The organism is Methylobacillus flagellatus KT, assembly GCF_000013705.1.
GTDB classification, from domain to species: Bacteria; Pseudomonadota; Gammaproteobacteria; order Burkholderiales; family Methylophilaceae; genus Methylobacillus; species Methylobacillus flagellatus.
On the sequence record NC_007947.1, the window covers coordinates 1,634,568 to 1,656,804 of the forward strand.

Consider the following 22,237-nt stretch of genomic DNA (forward strand, 5'->3'; position numbering starts at 1 on the left):
CCCCCTTTTGACAGGGTCTTACTCTGCCGCGACTTCTTCAACTTCGACAAACTCCTCCTCGGAGGCTGCCTTGACGATTTCATTGATGCTCTGGTTACGGCCTTCCAATACCGCGTCAGCAATGCCGCGGGCATAGAGACGAATCGCACGACTGGAGTCGTCATTTCCGGGAATGACGTAAGCCACGCCTTCCGGGGAGTTGTTGGTGTCAACCACGCCAATCACAGGAATCCCAAGCTTAGCGGCTTCAGTGACAGCACCACTTTCGTGGCCAACATCAATAATGAAGATTGCATCTGGCAACCCGCCCATTTCCTTGATACCACCGATGGAGCGTTCGAGCTTTTCCACTTCGCGCTTGTAACCAAGGGCTTCCTTCTTGCCGAACTTCTCAATACCACCATCCTGCAAGAGAGCTTCGTATTCGGTCAGACGCTTGATCGACTGCTTGACGGTCTTGAAGTTGGTCAGCATGCCGCCCAGCCAGCGATGATTGACATAGGGGCAACCAGCGCGCTGCGCCTCTTCCTTGATAATGTCGCGGGCTTGACGCTTGGTACCGACAAACAGGATGCGCCCCTTGTTTGCAGACAGTTGGCGGACATACTTCAACGCGTCCTCAAACAGCGGCAGGGTTTTTTCCAGGTTGATAATATGAATTTTGTTGCGTTCACCAAAGATGTACGGTGCCATCTTGGGATTCCAGTAGCGTGTCTGGTGGCCGAAATGGACACCAGCCTCCAGCATTTGACGCATGGTAACGGACATTCTAATCTCCAGTAAGGGTTATTGCTTCCATACACCCAACAACATCCGCATTCTCATGCGGACACCCTGTACGGGGTATATGTGCAGATTTGCAGCCGCCATCACGGCGAAACTGCGGGATTCCATTTGGCAAGCATTATTCCTGCCAAATGGGTGCGGTATGCTACCATAAGCGGCTGTACGAACTCAAGGAAAACCTGGGCGCAAGCCTTGCAATACAATGGCAATCAACATCAAGACCGAACAAGATATCGAAAAAATGCGTGTGGCCTGCAAACTGGCCTCTGAAGTCCTCGATTTTATCACACCCCATATCCAAGCTGGCGTGACCACGGGCGAACTGGATGAGCTGTGCCACGACTACATGGTCAATGTGCAACACACCATCCCCGCCCCTCTCAACTACGCACCCCACGGCCATTCGCCATTCCCAAAATCTATCTGCACATCCGTCAACCACCAGATATGTCACGGCATCCCTGGCGCCAAAGTATTGAAGAATGGGGACATTCTTAATATAGACATCACGGTCATCAAGGATGGCTATTATGGCGACACCAGTCGCATGTTCCATGTCGGCGACATTTCGATCCAGGCAAAACGCCTATCGGAGGTCACATACGAGTGCATGTGGCTGGGCATAGACCAGGTCAAGCCAGGCGCGACACTGGGAGACATCGGCCACGCCATCCAGACTTATGCGGAAAAACAGGGTTTCAGCGTTGTTCGCGAATTTTGCGGGCATGGTATCGGCAAGAATTTCCACGAAGACCCGCAAGTGCTACATTACGGGCAGCCCGGCAAGGGAGCTGTATTGAAACCCGGCATGATTTTCACCATAGAGCCCATGATTAATGCCGGCAAGCGGGATATCAAGCAGCTTGGCGACGGTTGGACCATCGTCACCAAAGACCACAGCCTTTCGGCCCAGTGGGAGCACACCGTATTAGTCACTGACACTGGGTACGAGGTGTTGACCGTTTCAGCCGGCACGCCTCCGGCACCTGCCTTCATCAATAAATAGCGGTATGCAGCCATCCACACGCGCAGATACCTCCCTTGCACGCCAATGGCGGCAGGAGCTGCAATCCGGTCAGAAGTCATTGAAGCAGGCATTTCTGAACAAGCCGAATGTCAGCCAGCTGTTGCAAGCACAAGCATCCCTGACTGATCGGGTGCTGCGTGGTTTATGGCAAGCATTTGAGCTGGACTCGGAGGCCAGCTTAGTGGCGGTGGGAGGCTATGGCCGCGGCGAGCTGTTTCCCTACTCCGATGTGGACATTCTGATCCTGCTGAGCCATGAAGCCTCCGCATTGACCAATCGCAAGATCGAGGAACTAGTTGGAGTCTTGTGGGATACCGGCCTTGCCATCGGTCACAGCGTCCGCACCCTGAATGAATGCGTCGTCGAGGCACGGGAGGACGTCACAGTACAGACCAATCTGCTTGAGGCGCGTTACTTGTGCGGACATGCTGGCTTGTACGCCGACTTTCTCCATGCGGTCACATCCGCGATGGATGTAGCGAAGTTTTTTGAAGCCAAGGTGGCAGAGCAGCATCAACGCCATGCCCGCTTCAACGATACGGCATACAATCTCGAGCCTAACATCAAGGAAAGCCCGGGCGGGCTACGCGACCTGCAGAACATCATCTGGATTGCGCGTGCCCTCAATCTTGGCAGCAACTGGCGCGAACTGGTCAAGAACCGCATTTTGTCCAAGCACGCCGCGCAACAAGTGCGCCGCCATGAACGCAACCTCCAGATGCTGCGCACACGGCTACATTATTTGGCCAACCGCCGCGAGGACCGCCTGCTATTTGACTTCCAGAATGAACTGGCATCTCAGTTAGGCCTGGTCACGACCAAGCGCAGGCGCGCCAGTGAACAATTGATGCACAGCTTCTACCAGAGCGCCAAGTTCGTCGGCCTGATCAACGAAATATTGCTGCAGGTACTGCATGAGCGCATCTATCCCGAACAGCATACCGTCGTCAGTCTCAACCATCGCTTTGAAGCCGTGAACGGCTTCTTGGAGACTAAAAGCCCGACCCTGCTTTATGATGACCCCTCTGCCATTCTAGAAAGCTTCCTGGTGTTGCAACAGCACCCTGAACTCAAGGGCATGGGCGCGGACCTGTTGCGCGCACTACACCGCACCAAGCACGAGATCACTCCACAGTTCCGCAAGGATGAAAAGAACAAGGCGCTGTTCATGCAGATACTGCAGCAGCCCCAAGGCATTACCCATACGCTGAAACTCATGAACCGCTATGGTGTCCTGGGCCGCTACATTCCAGCTTTTGGGCGTGTATCAGGCCAAATGCAGCATGACCTGTTTCATGTCTATACTGTAGACGAGCACATCCTCAACGTACTGGCCAACCTGCGCCGATTTGCACTGGCGGAGTTTTCACACGAATTCCCGCTGTGCAGCCGCCTGTTCCAGGAATTTCCCAAGCCTCACCTGTTGTATCTCGGCGCCTTGTTCCACGATATCGCCAAAGGACGCGGTGGAGACCATTCCACCCTAGGGGCCGTTGACGCGCGCCGCTTCTGCAAGCAACACAACCTCCCGACCGAGGACGGCGAACTCGTGGCCTGGCTGGTAGAAGCCCACCTGGTCATGTCGAACACGGCGCAGAAATCCGACCTGTCAGACCCAGCAGTGGTAGAAAAGTTTGCACATTATGTCGGCAGCGAATACCGCCTGGTGGCGTTATACCTGCTGACGGTCGCCGATATCCGCGGTACCAGCCCCAGAATATGGAATGCCTGGAAAGGCACTTTGCTCGAAAGCCTATTCCGGGCCACCCAGCGCATCCTGCGCGGAAGCAACCCGGACGACGAACTCAAGGCCCGCCAGCAACAAGCCAAGGAAATCCTCAGCTACTATGGCGTAGTGGAACAAACCTACCAGCCGCTGTGGCAACAATTGGGCCCCGCCTACTTCTTGCGCCATGAAGCCCAGCTGATCGCCTGGAATACCCGGCTGCTGCTCACCCACATCAACACGCTTGTCCCCATCGTACGCGCCAGGCTTAGCCCAGCAGGCGACGGTATCCAGACCATGATCTATATGCCCGATCAGGCCGATATATTCGTCCGCATCTGCAGCTTCTTTGGCCGCCTGGGCTATAACATCGTGGAGGCCAAGGTACACACGACGCAGCATGGCTACGCGCTTGATAATTTTCTAATTCTAGATCAATCAGATAACAAAATAAATTATCGTGACTTATTAAGTTTTATCGAATATGAGCTGACACAAAAACTGCTCAGCAAGGCACCGCCTGACGCGCCGGTGCAAGGTCGTATCAGCCGCCAGGTCAAACATATGCCGATCAAGCCTGAGCTGACCATCCAGCAAGAAGACAATGGCCCCAACACGATATTGGACATCGCCACCAATGACAGGCCCGGCTTGCTCTCACGCATTGCTCATGTTTTGCAGCAACACCATATCCGCCTGCATACGGCAAAAATCAACACACTTGGCAATCGGGTTGAAGACACATTCCTGATCGCAGACCAGTCAGGCCAGCGCTTGACCGCCGAAGTCCTGGCTGCACTCGAAAGATCGTTGCGCACCCAGCTGTAGCGTACCAACAGGCAATAAAAAAGCCCCGCTCCATAGCGGGCGGGGGCTTTTAACATACTACTTGCAGAATCAACCGTGCTTGTAGTGCTTGCGCAGTGGCTTCACCACTTCCCAGTTGCTTTGCAGGCCGACAGGGAACACGACCAGGTCGCCTGGAACGATGCGAACAGGTTCGCCACCCTTAGGGGTCACCAAGATTTCACCTTCCAGGATATATGCAGTTTCCTTGATGCCGAAATCCAATGGGAACTTTGATACTTCCTTTTCCCAGATGGACCAGTTTGCCACACCCAGCTCTTTCAGTTTTTCTTCACTTGGGTTGTGCTCGATAGTAATTTGACTCATTTATAAATCCTTGATTAATCAATAAAAACTGCACGAAAAAACAGCCGTAACAACCGGCTTGCACGAGATTCTAACATGCGACAGTAGTCAGGCATACCTGCCATTGGCAAACGGCAGGTTGGTCAAGCAGTGCCAGGGAATGCCTGATGCTTTCTATTGACTGCAGCTTTTAAAGTCTCCTGGCCAACTGGCTGAATACTTTAAGTGTCTCTTAGACCCTCGCAACGTACCCCTTATGCTACAAGTATAGGGGGGGTACGTTTCTGCAAGTGCTCAACCGACAGCGCGCAAGGCTGGTGCGCTATCGTGACCGCGCACCAGCGGCAATACTTCCTCCCCTACCCGGTATGCCTCTTCCAGGTGCGGTGTGCTGGCGAGGATGAAGGCATCCGCGCCGAGCCTGACCAGGTCATCCAGTCGTTCGGCCACCTGCTCGTAGCTGCCGATGATGCCCTGGGTCTGCCCGCCGCGCAGCAGGCTGAGGCCGGACCAGACGTTGGGATGAATGATGAAGTCGCGATAATCATTGAGCTCCTTCGGCGCAGTGCTACGCTGGCGGCTGGCCCCAACGGAATCGCCGGTTTGCTGGGCGAAACGCTTGTAACGCTCGCGCGCAGCGTCATCGAGGTTTTCAAACCCGCGTCGCACTTCGCGCCAAGCTTCCTCCTCGGTGCGACGCGCAATGATGTCCACCCGTACTGCGCATTTGATCTTGCGACCCAATGCGGCAGTGCGTTCCTTCACTCGATCGAACTTATCGCGCAGCTGGTCGAAAGGCTCCAGCCATGAAAGGTAATATTCCGCATGCTTGGACGCGGAAGCCAGGGCCGCGTCGGACGAGCCTGAGAAGTAAATCTCTGGAAAATCCTGGCCCAGGAGCTGGGCTGGCAGGGCCGCATTCTCCACTTGGTAGAACTTGCCCTGGTAGGAAAAACTGTTCCCGCTCCATACCCCGCGCAATACGTCCAGGAATTCTGTCGTACGCGCATAGCGGTCATCGTGCGGCGCTACATCGCCCCACCACAGCTGGGCAGGCCCCCCGCCACCAGTGATCACATTAAACAGCGCCCGACCACGAGTAGCTCGCTGCAGGCTGGCTGTCATGCGTGCAGCCACGACGGGGTTCAGGAAGCCAGGCTGAAACGCAATCATGAAGCGAAAAGTACTGGTCTCGCGCGCGAGGAACGAAGAAATCGCCCATGGCTCATCCGTCATTGGGAAGGAAGGAATCAATCCGCCTTGAAAACCCGAGATCTCGGCAGCGCGTGCCACCTCAGCGATATAGTCGAGATTAGTAAAACCGTCACCATGACCCCCGCTGAGACCTTTATGCACGATATGGTCGCCCTCTTGCTGTGACCAGTCGCCGCGGTGATGCAGCTTGTTGCGCAGTGAGCTGGGCTCGCCGTGCGTAGGAATTCTCCAGAAAACATCAATTGCCATAATATCTCGACTCCTCTATCAGGCTGCGCGCTGGCTGGCGCCGTTTATCAGGGAACGCAATGACGGCAAGACATACTCGCCGATGCGGTAAGCCTCTTCCAGGCTAGGGACGGCACCAAGGATGAATTGCTCGACCCCCGCATCCGCAAACGCGGCCAACCGCTCAGTGACCTGTTCGAAGCTGCCGACCAGCACGGCGCTAGCGCCGGTACTGGCTGTGGTCAAGCCCTGCCATAATCCTGCGACATTGTTGTCAATGGTCTTTTGGCCGGTCTGCTCGGCATAACGCTTGGCATCGAATACCGCTTCTTCCTCGGTTTCACGCACTAGCACATCCACGCGCAGGCCAATTTGCAAAGCCCGGTGATGGCTGCGTGCCAAGTTGCGTAATTGCGCAATATTGCTGGCTATTTTGTCTAGCGGCTGTGCATCCAGCACATGCACGTCAGCCAGCTTGGCGGAAAGGGCATATGCCTCATCCGTCTCACCAGATAGATAGACGGGCGGAACCTTCTGGCCGGAAAGCGGCCCTTGGAAGCCGCCTTGCAAGACCTGGAAAAACCGGCCATTGAAATCGTATCCGGTCGTGGTGATGACGTTGCGGGCCACAGTGACGAACTCTTCCACCCTGGGGTACAGATCCGCCTGGGCGACGAAGTCGCCTTGCTGCCGGCGCTTTGCCTCGTCAGGCTCCACGCCGATCTGCCAGGCAAAACGGCCTTCGGTAAAGCGCTGGTAGCTCACCGCATTCTTGGCAGCATAGACTGCCGAGCCGCGCGAGGCGTCGAACTCGGCCAGCACGGTGAGGTAGCGTGTGGCACGGCTGAGATAGCCGGCAACAATCCAGGATTCGTCACCCTCCGGGTCGTTCCTGACCTTGATGCCGTCGAACTTGGCGAGTTCCACCGCCTTGGCGATCTGGTGCAAATGGTCGAAATAATTGAATCGCTGACCGCGAGGGTCGGTCACGCCCGGCAGGAAATAGGGTCGGCTATCGGCCCTTTCGCCGCGGATGTGTTTCTCGGCATCAGCATAGCGCCCGTCGCCCGCAGTTGGGACTTGCCAGAAAAATTGAACTGTCATGCATCGTCTCCGCAATCACTCTACTTGAATCCCCTTAGCTCTCGCAGAAACCATGCCATTTGTCTTCAAATCCCATTATTATTTTATGGGAATCTTAAGATGATTGAATTTATTCAACTAATCTTGACCAGCGCTGCCTAGGGACAGTAAGGCGCCATGTCACATCACAGCAAATACAAACCCGAAGTGTCTGTATAACAACAGCCCACCCTTCCAAACTGCTCGAAATCAAACAGTTGATGGCTGGGCAACAATCCAGTCTTTCAGTAGGTTCAGCTCATGAGGATGATGAAATACATGCAGGCATCGGTGCGGAAGCAATTCCTCAAGCGAACCATATCCCCACAAAACAGCAGCAGAAGGCAGGTGATTGACCGCTGCCGCACTCAGGTCCACATCCCGGCCGCCTATCATCAGGGTTTCCTCAGTCACCAGTCCAAGTGCCTTCAGCGCTGCAATCTGCTGCCACTTTTTGATGCCAATATCCCCTCCGCTGACGAACTGGAAATATTGCCTAAGATTGAATCGTTCCAGAATTTTTTCAGCATAGACCTGGGGCTTGGAAGTGCACACAGCCATCATGGCACCAGCAGCATGCAAACCTGCAATGGTGGCATCCACATCCTGATATAACTGGTTCTCTGCATACCCAATGTCGGCATATCGCTCCCGGTATTTCTCCACCAATGCCTTGATCTTCTTCTGGTCACGGCTTCCCGTGATCGAATGAAACGTCTGATCAAGCGGCGGCCCGACGAAAGGACTCAATTCAGCTTCGGTATATGTGCGATATCCGGCATGCTGCAACGCATGATTGATGCAGCGCGCAATTCCCGTCAAGGGATCACTGATCGTGCCATCTAGATCGAAAAGCAGCTTGTCGTAGCGCATTTCCATCATTCAAGGCAAAGCTGCTTTTTCATCGGCCACAAGATGACTGGCAATCTTCCATAGGCCATGTTCAAATGCGAGCACGCGCAAATCGCGGGTTTTCCTCAAGGGGTATTCCGCCCCGCTCGCTGTTTTCTGTCCGGCAGTTTCCCTGTATGACGTCACGACTGCAATATCGGGACGGATAAAGCGAATGGAAGAGATCGAGGATGTACTGCGTCGCGAGGTCACCTGGGGAGAGTGATAGATATTGCGCAAGTACTGAAAAATCTCCTTCCTGCCGTGCTTGAATACGCCGAAGGCATTGATCCAATCTGCATCTTCCGCATAATCCCGAGAGGCGAGCGCGGCGTCAAAATCCGCCCATCCCTGATCCCACCGTGACACGATGGCCTTGATCAGGCTCTCGTGCGCCTCCAACCCGTCATCCGCCATTGCGCTACTCCTTGAAGTTGAACTGGCCTTCGGCATAAAAGTTCGCCAAGGGCTTGCGCGGGGTCGGCTGTTCTCTGGCCTGGATATCCTCGGGCAAGGCCGCCCTTTCCCCCTGCTTGCCGATGGCGATCAATATCTCTACCTGGAAGCCTTCGGGCACCCCCAGGACGGCCGGCGCATTGTCGCGATCGAATCCGCCGATCGCGTGGGTGGCCAAGCCGACATGCACGGCCTGGAACGCCAGGCTGGCCCATGCCGCGCCTGCATCCAGGGAATGGTTGCGCAGGGGCGTCGGCTCGGTATCTCCGTTGCGGATATGGGTTTTCTTGGAGAGCAGCGCCACCAGCACGCCTGCGCGCGAAGCCCAGCGCCGGTTGTTTTCGTTCGCCAACCCCAGCAGCTTGTCCCAGCCTGTACCGCCGTTCTTCGCATAGATAAAGCGCCATGGCTGGGAATTGTTGGCCGAAGGCGCCCAGCGTGCCGCCTCGAACAGGCTGAACAATGCGGCGTCTTCGACCGGTTCCCCGGTAAACGCTCGCGGAGACCATCGGTTCACAAAAATTGGACTGATTTCGTATTCCGTCTTACGCGGATTGATGGGGTACACAGCACTCATCTCATTCATTCCTTTTGATTAATGTTAAAAAACGCGCTTCTACCAACCGCCGGCAGCGCGCTAGAAGGCTATTTCCTATCATCCATATGGCCGGGGCTGCCTGCCGTGCCGTCCCACCACCAGTTGATTGCCCAATCCTGCACGCCGTAATAAAGCGGCAACGTATCCGGCCTGCGCAAACGGTGGTTATAAATAATGTAGTGGTTGACCAGGTAGCGCCACGGCGTCAGGTAATGGCTGTGGATCAAGACTCTGTCCAAGGCCCGGCCAACGACTTGCTGTTCTTCCTGGCTATCGGCGTCTAGCAGCTTCTGGATCAGCTCGTCCACTACTCGCGACTTGACGCCGATGATGTTCTCCGAACCCGGCACGTCAGCATCCTTGCTATTGAAGTTGCGCCACAATTCCACGCCGGGCATGCGATTCTCCCGCAAGGAGACGCTGGTATAGTCATAATTGAAGCCACCCCGCATCAGGCTGCGCGTAGTGGCCGCATCCGATACGCGTTTCTTCACGACGATGCCGAGTTTCTCCATATTGAGGTAAATGACGTCCATGAACGGGCTCGGGGCCCTTGTCGTCGATACCTCAATAACGAAGGGCTCGCCCTGGCTGTTGCGCAGCACGCCGTCGCGGTTATGCCACCCTGCCTCGGCAAACAGCTCCAGCGCTTTGGTCAGGTTATGGCGGATGCTCGACGGCGGCTTGGTGCTGGGCTGCACGAACATCGGCCCGAACACTTCGGGCGGAATCTCGTCACGGTACGGCTCGAGCAGCTTCAGCTCCTCCTCGCTGGGCAAGCCGGTCGCAGCCAGGGGCGTCGTAGCGAAGAAGCTTTGCGGGCGGATGAACTCGTCGGCGAAGATCTTCTGGTTCATCCATTCGAAATCCATCGCATAGTTCAGCGCCTTGCGCACCCGGATATCCTGGAACCGCGCCTTGCGCAGGTTGACCGCATAGCCATTCATGGCCGGCGGATTGCGGTGCGGCACCACTTCCTTGACCAGTTCGCCGCTATCGAAACGCTTGCCTATGTATTGGCAGCACCAGTAGCGCATTTGCGGATCGCTGACGAAGTCGAAGTCGCCGGCCCGCAGCGCGGATACCTGGGTATCCTTGTCCTTGTACAGCTTGAACTCCACCTCGTCGAAATTGAAGCTGCCGCGGCGGACGGCAATGTCATTGCCCCAATAATCCGGATTGCGCTGGTAGATGATGCCCTTGCCGCTGACCGCCTTCTTGATCAGGTAGGGGCCGCTCGCGACCGGGATTTCCAGGCCCAGCTTGTCGAAAGGCACTTTTTCCTGGCCAGGCTGTTCTCCCCATTTGGGCGAGAACACGGGCAGGCTGCCCGCGATAAAAGGCAGGTCTCGCCCTTTCCTGCTGAAGTCGAAGCGCACGGTATGGTTATCCAGCATGATCAGCCCGCTGATTTCCGCAAAATAGGCCTTGAACCGCGGGTTGCTCTTGAGGGCGTCGAACGAGTAGCGCACGTCGCTGGCCGTCACGGCATCGCCGTTGGAAAACCGCGCCTTGGGGTTGATGTGGAAAGTAGCCGAACTGAAATCGTCGGCTACGTGGATATCGTCGGCCAACAAGCCGTACTGGGTATTGGTCTCGTCCAGACTGTACACCGTGAGCGTCTCGAACATCAGCTCGATCAGCCCCGGGGCGGGCTTGCCGCGCCGGCTGAACGGGTTGAATTTGTCGAAGCTGCTGTTCTGGCTGACGACCGCCAACGCCAGCCTGCCGCCGCGCGGGGCTTCCGGGTTGGCATAGTCGAAATGGCTGAAATCGGCCGGATATTTAGGCTCGCCGAACTGGGCGACCGCATGCGCGGCCTGTGCCCGGTCCGGCACATGCAATACGCCGATCAGCAAGAACAGCACCGCCAGCTTCAGCCAGAGCTTGAGGTTGAACATACGGGAGAAAAATCCGGGAGACTAAGAGACTTCATGAAACGGCCTTGTGGTTACAGCGAAGCCTGGACCAGGCTTTGCGTATAAGGATGGCGGGGACGCTCGATCACCTGCTCCGTATCGCCCGATTCCACGATCTCGCCATCCTTGAGCACATATACCCGATGCGCCAACGCATTCACCACAGTCAGGTCGTGCGTGATGAGCAGGTAACTCAGGCGGTATTTCTCCTGCAGGCTTACCAACAGCTCGAGCACCTGGTTCTGGATAGAGACATCCAGGGCCGAGGTCGGCTCGTCGAGCACCAGTACCCTGGGCGCGAGGATCAGTGCCCGCGCGATCGCGATGCGCTGGCGCTGCCCCCCTGAGAACTCATGTGGATAGGCATTGAGTACGGTCTCAGGCAGGCCAACCTCACGCAGCACATTGACGATTTTTTCGTGCTGCTCCTCAGGATCGAGCGCGGGGAAATGCAACGCCAGTCCCTCGCCGACGATCTGCCTTATGGTCTGGCGCGGCGAAAGCGAGCCGAACGGGTCCTGGAACACGACCTGGAGCCGAGCGCGCAGGGCCCGCTGCCGGTATTTGCTCAATCTCGCCACCGGCGCGCCCTCAAACTCGATATCGCCGGATTCAGCCGGAATCAGGTTCAGGATGGCCTGGGCCAGGGTAGACTTGCCCGAGCCCGACTCCCCCACCACTCCAATGGTCTCGCCTTCACGCAACTGGATATCAGCCCCCTTGAGCGCAACATGGCGGCTGGTGCTGAAAATGCCACGCCAACTGTTGGCGGCCTTGCGGTATTCCACACGCAGCCCCCGCGTTTCCAGCAACATGGGAGCCGCTTCCTGCACAGGCACGATATTGCGTACCGGGATGCTGTTGATGAGCTTGATCGTGTAAGGATGCTGCGGGTTGGCGAAAATGGATTCCGTATCCCCGGTTTCGACCAGTTTGCCACGTTCCATCACGGCCACGCGCTGGGCGAATTTGCGCACCAGGTTGAGATCGTGGGTAATCAGCAGGATGGCCATGCCGGCGTCGCCATTGCGCTGGATTTCCTCCTGCTGCAAATCCAGCAATGTCTTGACGATGCGCGCGCGTATCGTCATATCGAGGGCGGTCGTCGGTTCGTCGGCAATCAACAGCTTGGGACGGCACGCCAGCGCCATCGCAATCATCGCACGCTGACGCTGACCGCCGGAAAGCTGGTGCGGAAAGCTGTCTATGCTGCGCTCCGGCTGGCGTATGCCGGTCCTGATGATCAGTTGCAGCGCCTTGTCTCGCGCCTGCTTCTTGCTCAGGCCCTCATGCAGCTGCAGCGTCTCGACAATCTGGTTGCCGATGGTGAACAGCGGGTTGAGTGCAGTCATCGGCTCCTGGAAGATCATGGCGATGTCACGGCCCCTGATCTGGCGCAGCTCGTGTTCGCTCTTCTGCAACAAGTCTTGCCCCTGGAAATGGATGCTGCCCGATATTCTGGGCTGGCTCAGCAAGCGCAGGATGGACAGCGCCGTGACCGTCTTGCCCGACCCGGATTCGCCGACCAGAGCAAGACGCTCGCCGGGACGTACCTCCAGGTTGAGGCTGTCCACGGCCAGCTTGTTGCCGAAGGCGATGGAGACGTTCTCCAACGCAAGCAAAGGCGCGGCCATCAAATGCCCTCCGCTTTCGGATCGTCCGCGATGCGGGTATCCAGGGCGTTGCGCAATGCTTCACCCATGAAAGTCAACAGCAACAAGGTGACGACAAGCACGCCGAATGCTGAAACGGCAATCCACCAGGCATCCAGGTTGGCCTTACCCTGCAACAGCAATTGTCCGAGGCTGGGCGCTGGCGCAACAACCCCGAGCCCGAGGAAATCCAGGCTCGCCAGCGCCATGATCGCCGCGCTCATGCGGAACGGCAGGAAGGTGATTACCGGCGTCAAGCTGTTGGGCAGGATATGGCGCCAGATAATCTGCAGGTTGGAAAGGCCCATTGCCTTCGCCGACTTGATGTATTCCAGCTGCCGGTTGCGCAGGAACTCGGCGCGCACATAGTCGGAAAGATGTATCCAGCCGAACAGCGACAGCAGCAGGAAAATCAGCAACAGGCTGTGGTTGAAGATGGAAGCGAAGATGATCAGCAGATAGAGCTCGGGCATCGAGCCCCATACGTCGATCAGGCGTTGCGTCACCAGGTCAACCCTCCCCGCGAAATACCCCTGCACCGCACCGATGATGATGCCGAGCAAAGTACCCACAAACGTCAGGCCAAGTGCGAACGTGACCGAGGTACGGAACCCATACAGCAGGCGGGCAGCAATATCGTAGCCGGCGATATCCGTACCCAACAGGTTTTCACTATCCGGAGGGCCCGGATAATGGTCCGCCTTGGAAAAATAATTCAAGGTATCGTAGTAATAGGGATTCAGCGGATAAACAGCAAAATTGCCGGGCTTGTCGAATTGCGCCTTGATGAAAGGGTCGTGATAATCGGCATTGATGGGCAGGTTGCCGCCGAAGACGGATTCGGGATAGGTTTTCACCAAGGGAAAATACCATTGTCCTTCATAGCGGACGATCAATGGCTTTTCATTGGAAATCACCTCGCCCGCCAGCGACAGCACATACAGGAGAATGAAAATGACCAGACTCCAGTAGCCCAGGCGGTTGCGCTTGAAGCGCCGCCATATCCGGCTACCAGGCGACTGCTGCGCTTCGACCCGTGCTGTAGCTGTAGATAACCCTTTGGGGGAAGAAGGCGGATTGCCCACACCCTGCTCTAAAGTCTGCGTCGTCACGTTATGGCTCCAAGGCGTCAAATTTGATACGTGGGTCAGCCAGCACGTAGGCGATGTCGCCTGCCAACTTGACGAACAGTCCAACCAACGTGAAGAGGTAGAGGGTGCCGAGCACGACCGGATAATCCCGACTATTGATGGACTCGAACGATAGTAGCCCCAAGCCGTCGAGCGAAAACAATGTCTCGATAAGCAGGCTGCCGGTGAAGAAGGCGGCAATGAAAGTGCCCGGGAAGCCGGTAATCAGCGGAAGCAAGGCATTGCGGAATACGTGCTTGTATAGCACCTTGTTCTCGGAAAGTCCCTTGGCTCGCGCGGTCAATACGTACTGGCGGTTGATTTCCTCGAGAAAGGTGTTCTTGGTGAGCAATGTCTTGAAGGCGAAGGTGCTGACTACTGAGGCCGTCACCGGCAACGTGATGTGCCAGAGATAGTCGGTCACCTTGCCCCAGGCATCCAGCTCCTCCCAGTTGTCCGAGGTCAGGCCGCGCAACGGGAAGATGTCCCAGAAGGAACCGCCGCCGAACAGGACAATCAGCAATACACCGAGCACGAAGCCGGGAACTGCATACCCTGCCAGCACCAGCAACGTCGTGATGATATCGAAGCGGCTGCCGGCACGTACGGCCTTGGCAATCCCGAGCGGGATGGATATGAGGTAGGTCAGGACAAACGTCCATATTCCCAGAGAAACCGAGACACCCAGCTTGTCCTTGATCAATGACCAGACGCTTTCGTTACGGAAATAACTCTCTCCCACGTCGAAGCTGAGGAAATTCTTCAGCATCAACAGATAACGCTCAAGCGGCGGCCGGTCGAAACCGTACAAAGCGGTCAGTTGCTCCACCTGCTGCGCGTCTATGCCTTGCCGCGCGGTATAGCTCCACCCGCCTCCGCTGGACCCATCCTCGCCTGAACGCACGTCTTCGGCATCCAGTTGCGAAAGCACACTGTCCACCGGCCCGCCAGGCACAAACTGGGTGACGAAGAAAGTCAGCGTCAGCACGCCGATCAATGTCGGCACCATAATGAACAGGCGTTTTATCAGGTAGGGCCACATAGTCTCTGCATTCCTCTAAAAGCCGGCAATTCCGGCTTAAGGCTATCTGAGGAAAGACAGCAGAATCCATACCAACTAGGCCACTGAAAATAAACTCATATCAATATCAAATAGAAACAATTAGTTAGGGAAGACCGTACGCCTGTTTGAAAAAATCAATTGCTTCAGTACGAACAGTATCCCCATGAAGTGTTGCTGGGATAGCAGGAAGAAGTTGGAGAAAACCACATTCGGCTGAATATGTGGTCGCGCTTTCAAGCCAATTTCAGCGACAAACAGCCAATGCCACGGAGACAGGTCGCCACAGCCCATTGAGTCAGTCGTGGTACAGCCTATTCCTCTACACCACGATTGATGATGTCAGGCAGAAGCAGCATGTTATCGACCGTCTGTACCGCACCTGCCTTCAGCAAGCGGCTGGCCTCCATGGTGCCGGTATAGGCACATACCCGCATGCCGGCGGCAACTGCGGCTGTCACACCAACATCGGTATCCTCGATGACAAGGCAATCGGATGGCTTGACCCCTTGGCTTTCTGCCGCCCTGAGATAAACGTCAGGTGCAGGCTTCGGCTTTCCCAGGTCTGAGGCGCTGAATATCTTGTCGTGAAAATAAGGGCGTAGCCCCGTGATATCCAGCATTTCACGCACTTTGGCGGCACTGCTGTTCGAAGCCACACAATGTGGCAATTGCAGTTGCCGCAACACCTGCTCAATGCCAGGGACAGGCTGCAATCCTTTACGTAATGCAGCATCCCGCCTGGGCCGATAGCGGGCAAGAAAATCTGCCCCAGGCCGGCGACCATAAATGCGGGCGATAATGTCCATGCACTGTTCGAGCGAATGGCCGACAAAATGCCTGGCCATCTCCTCGATCCGGGCTGGTATGCCTTCCTCATTCAATACATCGACAAATATTTGGTTGGTGATTCTCTCGCTATCGACCAACACTCCGTCACAGTCAAACACGACCAATTCGTAAGCAGGCATGATTCCCTTGTCGTACCAGAGCCGCCGACAACTCACTCTGGCGTTGGCGCCCTGCCATAGCGCACCACTTGTACTGCTGCTTTTGGCAGAATGCCTAGCCAGAATCGCTGAGCTTGGTCGGCGTCTTCAAAGGTACGCTGTTCAAAGCACAGAATGATGCCTTAAAACCAGAAACGATGCAGCTCCCGGCTTCGCCTCATGCGCGCAATGCCTGCGGCGACGCCTGGGTATTGGGATTGGCCGGTCGGTCCAACCCCAGCCTTTCGCGGTAGGTTTTGCCGCTGTACTCCTTTTGGAAAATGCCGCGACGCTGCAGCTCGGGCACGACCATGCGGGCAAAATCCTCCAATCCCTTGATGGAGTAAGGCGGCACGACATTGAAACCGTCCGCGCCCTTCTCGACGAACCATTGCTCGATCAAGTCAGCCACGGTTTTGGCCGAGCCGATGGCCTGGATATGGCCGCGGGCCACCCTGAACTTGAGTACCAGCTCGCGGATGGTGAGGTTTTCGCGCCGGGCCAGCTCCAGCTGCTGCTGGAAACGCCCTCGACCATTCTCTCCCGCGTCGTAGGGCAAGTCCGGCAACGGGCCATCCAAGGGATATTGCGAAAGATCGAAACCGCCAAACTCCAATTCGCTGAAATCCACCAGCGCCTGCAGCTCGCCATATTTGTCCTGTGCCTCTTGGTCGGTTTCCGCCACTACTACATTCAGGCCCGGGGTAATCTTGAGCTGGTCCTCTGCCCTGCCATACTTCGCCATACGGCTCTTGACGTCCGCATAGTACTCCTGTGCCACCTTGAGCGAGGTTGCCGAGCTGTAGGTCATTTCCGCCACTCGCGCGGCAAATTCCCTACCAGTCTCTGAATTGCCCGCTTGCACAAACACGGGATATCCCTGGATCGGCCTGGGATAATCCAGCAAACCTTCGCAAGAAAAAAAGTTGCCTCGGAAATTCACTGGGTGTGCGGATGCCAGGTCATAGAAGTTACCGGCGCTCTGGTCGGGATGGTCGAATGCATCATCATCCCAGCTGTCCCATAATGCCTTGGCGAGGTTGACGAACTCTTCCGCACGCGCGTAACGCTGCTCGTGCGTGCGATTATCCTGTATGCCGAAATTCTTGACCGTGGCGGGATTCAATGACGACACCACATTCCAGCCTGCGCGGCCGCCACTGATATGGTCGAGCGAGGTAAACTGCCGGGCGATGTTGTAGGGCTCTGAGAAATTCGTATTCACCGTGGCGACCAAGCCGATATTCTTGGTCTGTGTCGCAATCGCCGACAACAAGGTGAATGGCTCGAAATGGAAGTTGGACGGGTTCTTGGCTGCCTGCGGCGTCAGCTCGCCTGAACGGCCAATGAAATCGGCCACAAAAAAGGTATGGAACTTCGCCTCCTCTGCGATTTTTGCGGCGCGTACCCACCATTGCAAGTCCGGGCGGCCGTTTTCCTTCCAGACCGGATGTCGCCAGCCCGCTGGATGGTGACCGTAGCGAAGCAGGAAAACGTTCAGGATCAATTGACGCTTGTTATCACTCATATGGAGGCTCTCTTAAATATAAAAAGCCGGGCATCGAGGCCTGTTGACCCTAGCCCGGCTATGTCACGAGGCGGAGGCCTAGGCGATGTCTTCCAGGTAACGGCCACTATATGCCTTGGCCTTCTCAAGCAGCCCGGTGCGCTTCCACTGCACTTCCAGCGCGCCTGGCGTGTAATGCTGCGCCCCACCGATCTGCTCGGCGATTGCCTGATAACGCGCGGCTTCTTCTACGAACAGGATTAACTCCGAAGTACGGATGATGCCCTTGCCCCAGAAATTGACGCCGCCGTTGGATTCCAGCAAGGCAGGAGGAGGCGCCAGCTCCGGGTACTTGTCCAAACGCTCCTTGATGACATCCAGCACGCTACGCGTGCGGTCGAGATGGTTGGGAATTTCGCGCGCCAGCAAATGGCGGGCCGCTGCCACATACAAAATCGGGAATGGCTTGTGTGCCAATGACCATGCCGAAAGGAAGTTGGTATGGATATGAATGGCAGTATCCGCATCGAGGCGTGCCTCGTTCAGGATATGTTCCTTTTCGTCAGAAAACTTTGTAATACGCAGGCTAGGTGTCTGATCGCGCGCAAGCCCGCCCGGGAAGCGGATATGCAACAGCTTGTCGTGGCCCGGGATCTTGTGGGAAATATGGAAGGTCAGACTCGCAGACAGGGTGCCATTCTCGCGCAATACGTTGAATGCGTGGATCGCATCGGCCTTGGCTTCATCCACATAAGACAACAGGTCGATTTCGGATAGGTTCTCACTCATTTCACATCCTCCAGTTAAAAATTAAATACCGCTGCTAAGCAGCTATGTTGTCAGGGAAATTTCCGAACCTTAGCTGTGCTTCCACCAGTGTGCTGGCGGCCTCCAGCGGCTCATGGACTACCCAATCCCTGATATCGAAATCGTCCGTAAAATAGCCCCACTCGTGCAGAAAGTCCTTTTGTACTTCCAAGCCACGGATATACTCCTCGGATAGTGTTGGGGTAAACGATAGGTGCACATCCTTGCCATGCGAGCCGACAATATCCTCGGCAGAGACACCCCCGCCCTCAGGCAACAATAAGTTCACAACTTCCGCTGGGTGCTCGGCGGCCCAGGTCGCGGTCCTGAGCAGGACGGCCAGGTAGCGGGCCACGATATCGGGATGCTTTTCAAGGAAGGGGCGATCGACGGTCACCGGACGGGGTGTACCGTTATTCACACGCAGCAAAGGATCTTCCAAGTCGTTGATATTGAGCAGCTGCCGGTAAAGCGGACTCTTTGCCAGTTGATAGCCGCGGGCGAACCGGACAAAAATCGCATCCGCTTCGCCGCTATTCAGTGCATCCAGCTCCACATGCCGGTATTCACGCGCAATTCGAGGACCTGGCTGCGTGTCATAGCTTTCTGCCTTGATATCGACGAAGTGAGCACCCTCGCGCCCCAGCCCGGCAAGCTTCAAGGCGGTGGTAAAACCATGCTGTGCAGCACCCCGCTGGAAATCGATGACAGCACCGGCATGGTCGGGGATGGCTAGGCGCTTGCCTTTCAGGTTGGCCAACTCATGGATATCACTATCTGCCTTTACGATCACGCCTTGATATTCATCGAGCCAGGTAATTGCCACGACCACGGTATCCTGACCGATCCCCTTGGCCCATATTGGCGGGATATTCCCACCCTCTCGGAACAAACCCGATTGTTTGTGATGAAAATGCGCGTTACGCAGCTCAAGGCTGTCCGAATCTCGCAACGAGTGGAGGATAGTGCCGTCCCGGGCAAACTCGGCCTGTAGCCAGCCTTGGCGGATCGCCAACGCGGAAGCGGTGGCAGCACCACAACGGGTATACCATAGGTGCACTGGTCCTGCTGGGCTCTGTGCCATACATCCTCAACAACGAGTTATCTGAGCCCACTCAGTCGCAAGCAATGTGCCAGAATTGAATCAAATACAACCAGCAGGTGTAATTTAAAATTTAATCTAATTTATTAATAAAATTAATTAGTATATTGATTATTAATTTAAATTAAATATTTAATACTGCATAAAAACCACCATAAATGCTTTCAATATTAATGGCCGTGAACCAGCAATGCCACTAATGAGTCATGTTGCTTCTGTTGGAAAACAAACATCCCCTAGCTCCCCAACCTCAATTGCTGTTTGAAAAACAACATTTGTTCCAAAAGAAACAGTTTGTATATTGCATCCTAAACAGCAGCATCGCTGGCACAAAAATTATAAAATCCAGATACATTCATAAAATTCAAATAGTTAATTCCATCCATTACAAAGAAACAGGCACTGGCACGAATCCTGCCGATAGTGTTACCAGTGCCCGGCAATGCGCAGGGCCATTCAATTCACTTTTTAGCAGGAAAATTCAATGTCCAGGAAAAGTATGCTACCAACTGAATCGGCCTCAAGCCCATTTAGAAAACGACAACTCATCATTGCCGTAGCTGCCGCCTTTGCAGGCAGCCTTTTTATCTCCCCAACATATGCGGCTGATGAGCAAACCTCTCAAGCTGGAGATACCTCGATAACAAAAGCCGCCCCTCACAAAGAAAAGACTACTCCAGCCGAAGCGAAGGATGTTGAATCATCTCTTGGAAGCATCGTTGTAACGGCCCAGCGCCGCGAAGAAAATGCGCAGGAAGTACCGACCGCCATTTCCGTACTTGGAGGTGAAGAATTCCTTCAACGAGGCATTGGTCGTTCTGCAAGCGAAATCCTGAACAATGTTCCCAACTCATCGGCCGGGACTATTCAGAATGGCCGTCCACGCTGGTGGATCCGTGGTGTAGGCGCAGGTCAGCAACAACTGGACTTCCCTAACCCTGTCGGCTTCTATATCGATGACGTATTTATCAGCAATGCCAGTGCTACCGGCCTGCCTATTTTCGACCTGGAACGTGTAGAGGTTCTTCGCGGCCCACAAGGTACGCTCTGGGGCAAGAATACGACAGGAGGTGCCATCAACATCGTTTCCAAGAAACCTACCTTCTCGGAAAATCCTGAGGGTTATGCCAAAGTGGATTACGGCAGCTTTGGAGACAAAGTGATCCAAGGTGCTGTAGGCGGTACTATCGTTGATGAGCGTATCGCGGGTCGAATTTCCTTCTACAATCAAGACCTCGATGGTCGCTTTACCAACCAGTTCAATGGCAAGACCAGTGGCGGCCTTGAAGACTCGGTCATTCGTGGTCAGCTGCTATTTGCGTTGACCCCTGACCTAGATGCGCTGCTCAACGTCTATCACCGCAAGTATAAAACCGACGGTAATGTGGGTACGGTCTATACCAGGACCGGCGAGTTCCGCAACGGCTACAGACCCAGCCGGGATATCAATCATGTCAGCAGCAATGCCGAAGACAGCAATGATGTTACCCAAAACGGCATCTCATTGAATGTAAATTGGCAGTTGGGCAAACTAACATTAACCTCGATCACGGCCTATGCTGATTACAAGGCAAATACATTCAGCGACTCAGACAATACTCCTTTAGAAATCGGCCGCGGCTACACAGATGCAAAAAGTAAGCAGTGGACGCAGGAATTTCGCTTGGCTTCTCCTCGTGAAGACCGTTGGAACTGGCTGACAGGCTTCTTTTATTTCAAGGAAGACATCGACTCATTTAGTGCGGCTGCCAGACTACCGAATGGAGCTGTGCCGCAATTGCAGGGCTCCTCACAGGCCAATACATTCAATCGTACCGACTTGGCTCATGAAACTGAAAGCTACGCTATTTTTGGCAGCACCACTTACAACTTCACCGACAAATTCGATACCACGCTTGGCGCTCGCTGGACAACAGAAGAAAAAAACTATGATCTAGATCGCCGCAGCAATGCATTACTAGGGGGCCCCAATGCCGGTACCGACACAAGCTGGTCAGACTATGGGGCATGGTGGAACTCATACACTGGCGCCATTGGCGGCACCGGGACTTTTGTAGATGCCCGCGACAAGCGCTGGAACGCCTTTACTTACGACATTACGCCACAATACAAGATCACGGAGACTGACCGCATTTATTTCAAGTTTGCTCGTGGCATCAAGTCTGGAGGCTTCAATACGGCTGCCACCAATCCCCTGGCACTCAATACGTTGAAACCGGAAGAATTGAATTCCTATGAAATCGGCTATAAGTCGGAATGGTTGAATGGTCGCTTGAACTTCAATGCCAACGCTTTCTATTACGATTACAGTAATGTACAAGTCAATGTCGTAGGTACCAATCTTGCCGTGCCGATTTCCTACTTGCAAAACGTAGAAAAAGCCAGCGTCAAGGGAGCTGAGTTTGAAATTGAAGCATTGCCAACCAACCATCTGCATCTGAATGCCAATATCGGCATCCTTAAGACAGAGTTCGAAAAGTTTGACGTACTCAATGGTGGTGGCAACCACGATGGTAACGAGTTCGTGCGTGCCCCTCGCTGGAGCGCTCAAATACGCGGTACCTACAATATCCCACTCGAAAACGGCAGCAGGATATTGTTGGGAGCAGATGCGCGCTACCTGGGTAAACAATATTTCTTTGTTGTCCCTCAGGATAATGACCTGCTGAATCAGGGAGCATACACCTTGGTGAACGCACGCATCAGCTACCTGACTAAGAACGATAGGGTCGAGATCACTGGATATGTCAACAATTTGTTCGATAAGGAATACCGCTACCATGCGTTGCCTGCCAGCAATGCCAGCGGCAACACCGTGTATTGGGGTAACCCGAGAACGATAGGCGCATCATTGACCTACCGCTTCTAAA

The 22,237-nt window shown here is 55.1% G+C and carries 18 protein-coding genes; 3 read left to right on the forward strand and 15 right to left on the reverse strand.

Annotated elements, in window-relative coordinates; all coding sequences use genetic code 11:
- Positions 1–18: 18 nt before the first annotated feature.
- On the reverse strand, positions 19–768 hold the full coding sequence (gene rpsB, locus MFLA_RS07840; protein WP_011479752.1) for a 30S ribosomal protein S2: 750 nt from the start codon (positions 766–768) through the stop codon (positions 19–21).
- Positions 769–988: 220 nt separating this feature from the next.
- Here rpsB and map point away from each other — a divergent pair, with 220 nt between their 5' ends.
- Both map and MFLA_RS07850 read left to right on the forward strand, forming a co-directional pair.
- Positions 989–1,792 (forward strand): type I methionyl aminopeptidase, encoded by an 804-nt coding sequence (gene map / locus MFLA_RS07845; RefSeq protein ID WP_011479753.1) that lies wholly within the window; start codon positions 989–991, stop codon positions 1,790–1,792.
- 4 nt (positions 1,793–1,796) lie between these two features.
- A complete protein-coding gene (locus tag MFLA_RS07850; protein WP_011479754.1) occupies positions 1,797–4,367 on the forward strand; it encodes a [protein-PII] uridylyltransferase in 2,571 nt (856 codons plus the stop codon).
- Positions 4,368–4,436: 69 nt separating this feature from the next.
- Here the strand turns inward: MFLA_RS07850 and MFLA_RS07855 are convergent, their stop codons facing one another.
- From MFLA_RS07855 to MFLA_RS07925, 14 genes are all read right to left on the reverse strand, one after another.
- Positions 4,437–4,712: a cupin domain-containing protein gene (locus tag MFLA_RS07855; RefSeq protein ID WP_011479755.1), complete on the reverse strand. Its 276-nt coding sequence runs from the start codon at positions 4,710–4,712 to the stop codon at positions 4,437–4,439.
- Between the two features lie 273 nt (positions 4,713–4,985).
- Positions 4,986–6,155, reverse strand: a complete 1,170-nt coding sequence (locus MFLA_RS07860) for an LLM class flavin-dependent oxidoreductase (RefSeq protein ID WP_011479756.1) — start codon at positions 6,153–6,155, stop codon at positions 4,986–4,988.
- An 18-nt stretch (positions 6,156–6,173) separates the two neighbouring features.
- Positions 6,174–7,238 carry an LLM class flavin-dependent oxidoreductase gene (locus MFLA_RS07865; RefSeq protein WP_011479757.1) on the reverse strand — a complete coding sequence of 355 codons (1,065 nt, stop codon included), beginning with the start codon at positions 7,236–7,238 and terminating at the stop codon, positions 6,174–6,176.
- A 228-nt stretch (positions 7,239–7,466) separates the two neighbouring features.
- Complete coding sequence (locus tag MFLA_RS07870; protein ID WP_011479758.1) at positions 7,467–8,138, reverse strand: HAD hydrolase-like protein; 672 nt, start codon at positions 8,136–8,138, stop codon at positions 7,467–7,469.
- Positions 8,139–8,564: an SgcJ/EcaC family oxidoreductase gene (locus tag MFLA_RS07875; RefSeq protein WP_011479759.1), complete on the reverse strand. Its 426-nt coding sequence runs from the start codon at positions 8,562–8,564 to the stop codon at positions 8,139–8,141.
- Positions 8,565–8,568: 4 nt separating this feature from the next.
- On the reverse strand, positions 8,569–9,180 hold the full coding sequence (locus MFLA_RS07880; protein ID WP_011479760.1) for a nitroreductase family protein: 612 nt from the start codon (positions 9,178–9,180) through the stop codon (positions 8,569–8,571).
- 68 nt (positions 9,181–9,248) lie between these two features.
- On the reverse strand, positions 9,249–11,102 hold the full coding sequence (locus MFLA_RS07885) for an extracellular solute-binding protein (RefSeq protein ID WP_011479761.1): 1,854 nt from the start codon (positions 11,100–11,102) through the stop codon (positions 9,249–9,251).
- 50 nt (positions 11,103–11,152) lie between these two features.
- Positions 11,153–12,754: an ABC transporter ATP-binding protein gene (locus MFLA_RS07890; protein ID WP_011479762.1), complete on the reverse strand. Its 1,602-nt coding sequence runs from the start codon at positions 12,752–12,754 to the stop codon at positions 11,153–11,155.
- Positions 12,754–13,884, reverse strand: coding sequence for an ABC transporter permease (locus MFLA_RS07895; protein ID WP_011479763.1), 1,131 nt, complete (start codon positions 13,882–13,884; stop codon positions 12,754–12,756). The genes MFLA_RS07890 and MFLA_RS07895 overlap by 1 nt, the downstream gene beginning before the upstream one ends.
- 1 nt (position 13,885) lies before the next feature.
- Entirely contained in the window at positions 13,886–14,944 is a 1,059-nt protein-coding gene (locus tag MFLA_RS07900; protein ID WP_011479764.1) for a microcin C ABC transporter permease YejB, read from the reverse strand.
- Positions 14,945–15,276: 332 nt separating this feature from the next.
- A complete protein-coding gene (locus tag MFLA_RS07910) occupies positions 15,277–15,933 on the reverse strand; it encodes an HAD family hydrolase (RefSeq protein ID WP_011479765.1) in 657 nt (218 codons plus the stop codon).
- 196 nt (positions 15,934–16,129) lie between these two features.
- Positions 16,130–17,479: an LLM class flavin-dependent oxidoreductase gene (locus tag MFLA_RS07915; RefSeq protein WP_011479766.1), complete on the reverse strand. Its 1,350-nt coding sequence runs from the start codon at positions 17,477–17,479 to the stop codon at positions 16,130–16,132.
- A 78-nt stretch (positions 17,480–17,557) separates the two neighbouring features.
- Entirely contained in the window at positions 17,558–18,247 is a 690-nt protein-coding gene (locus MFLA_RS07920) for a class II aldolase/adducin family protein (protein ID WP_011479767.1), read from the reverse strand.
- A 34-nt stretch (positions 18,248–18,281) separates the two neighbouring features.
- The gene (locus tag MFLA_RS07925; RefSeq protein WP_011479768.1) at positions 18,282–19,349 is read right to left on the reverse strand and encodes an ABC transporter substrate-binding protein; all 1,068 of its coding nucleotides are present in this window, start codon (positions 19,347–19,349) and stop codon (positions 18,282–18,284) included.
- A 502-nt stretch (positions 19,350–19,851) separates the two neighbouring features.
- Between MFLA_RS07925 and MFLA_RS07930 the strand changes: the two genes are divergently transcribed.
- A complete protein-coding gene (locus MFLA_RS07930; protein ID WP_011479769.1) occupies positions 19,852–22,236 on the forward strand; it encodes a TonB-dependent receptor in 2,385 nt (794 codons plus the stop codon).
- Position 22,237: the final 1 nt, after the last annotated feature.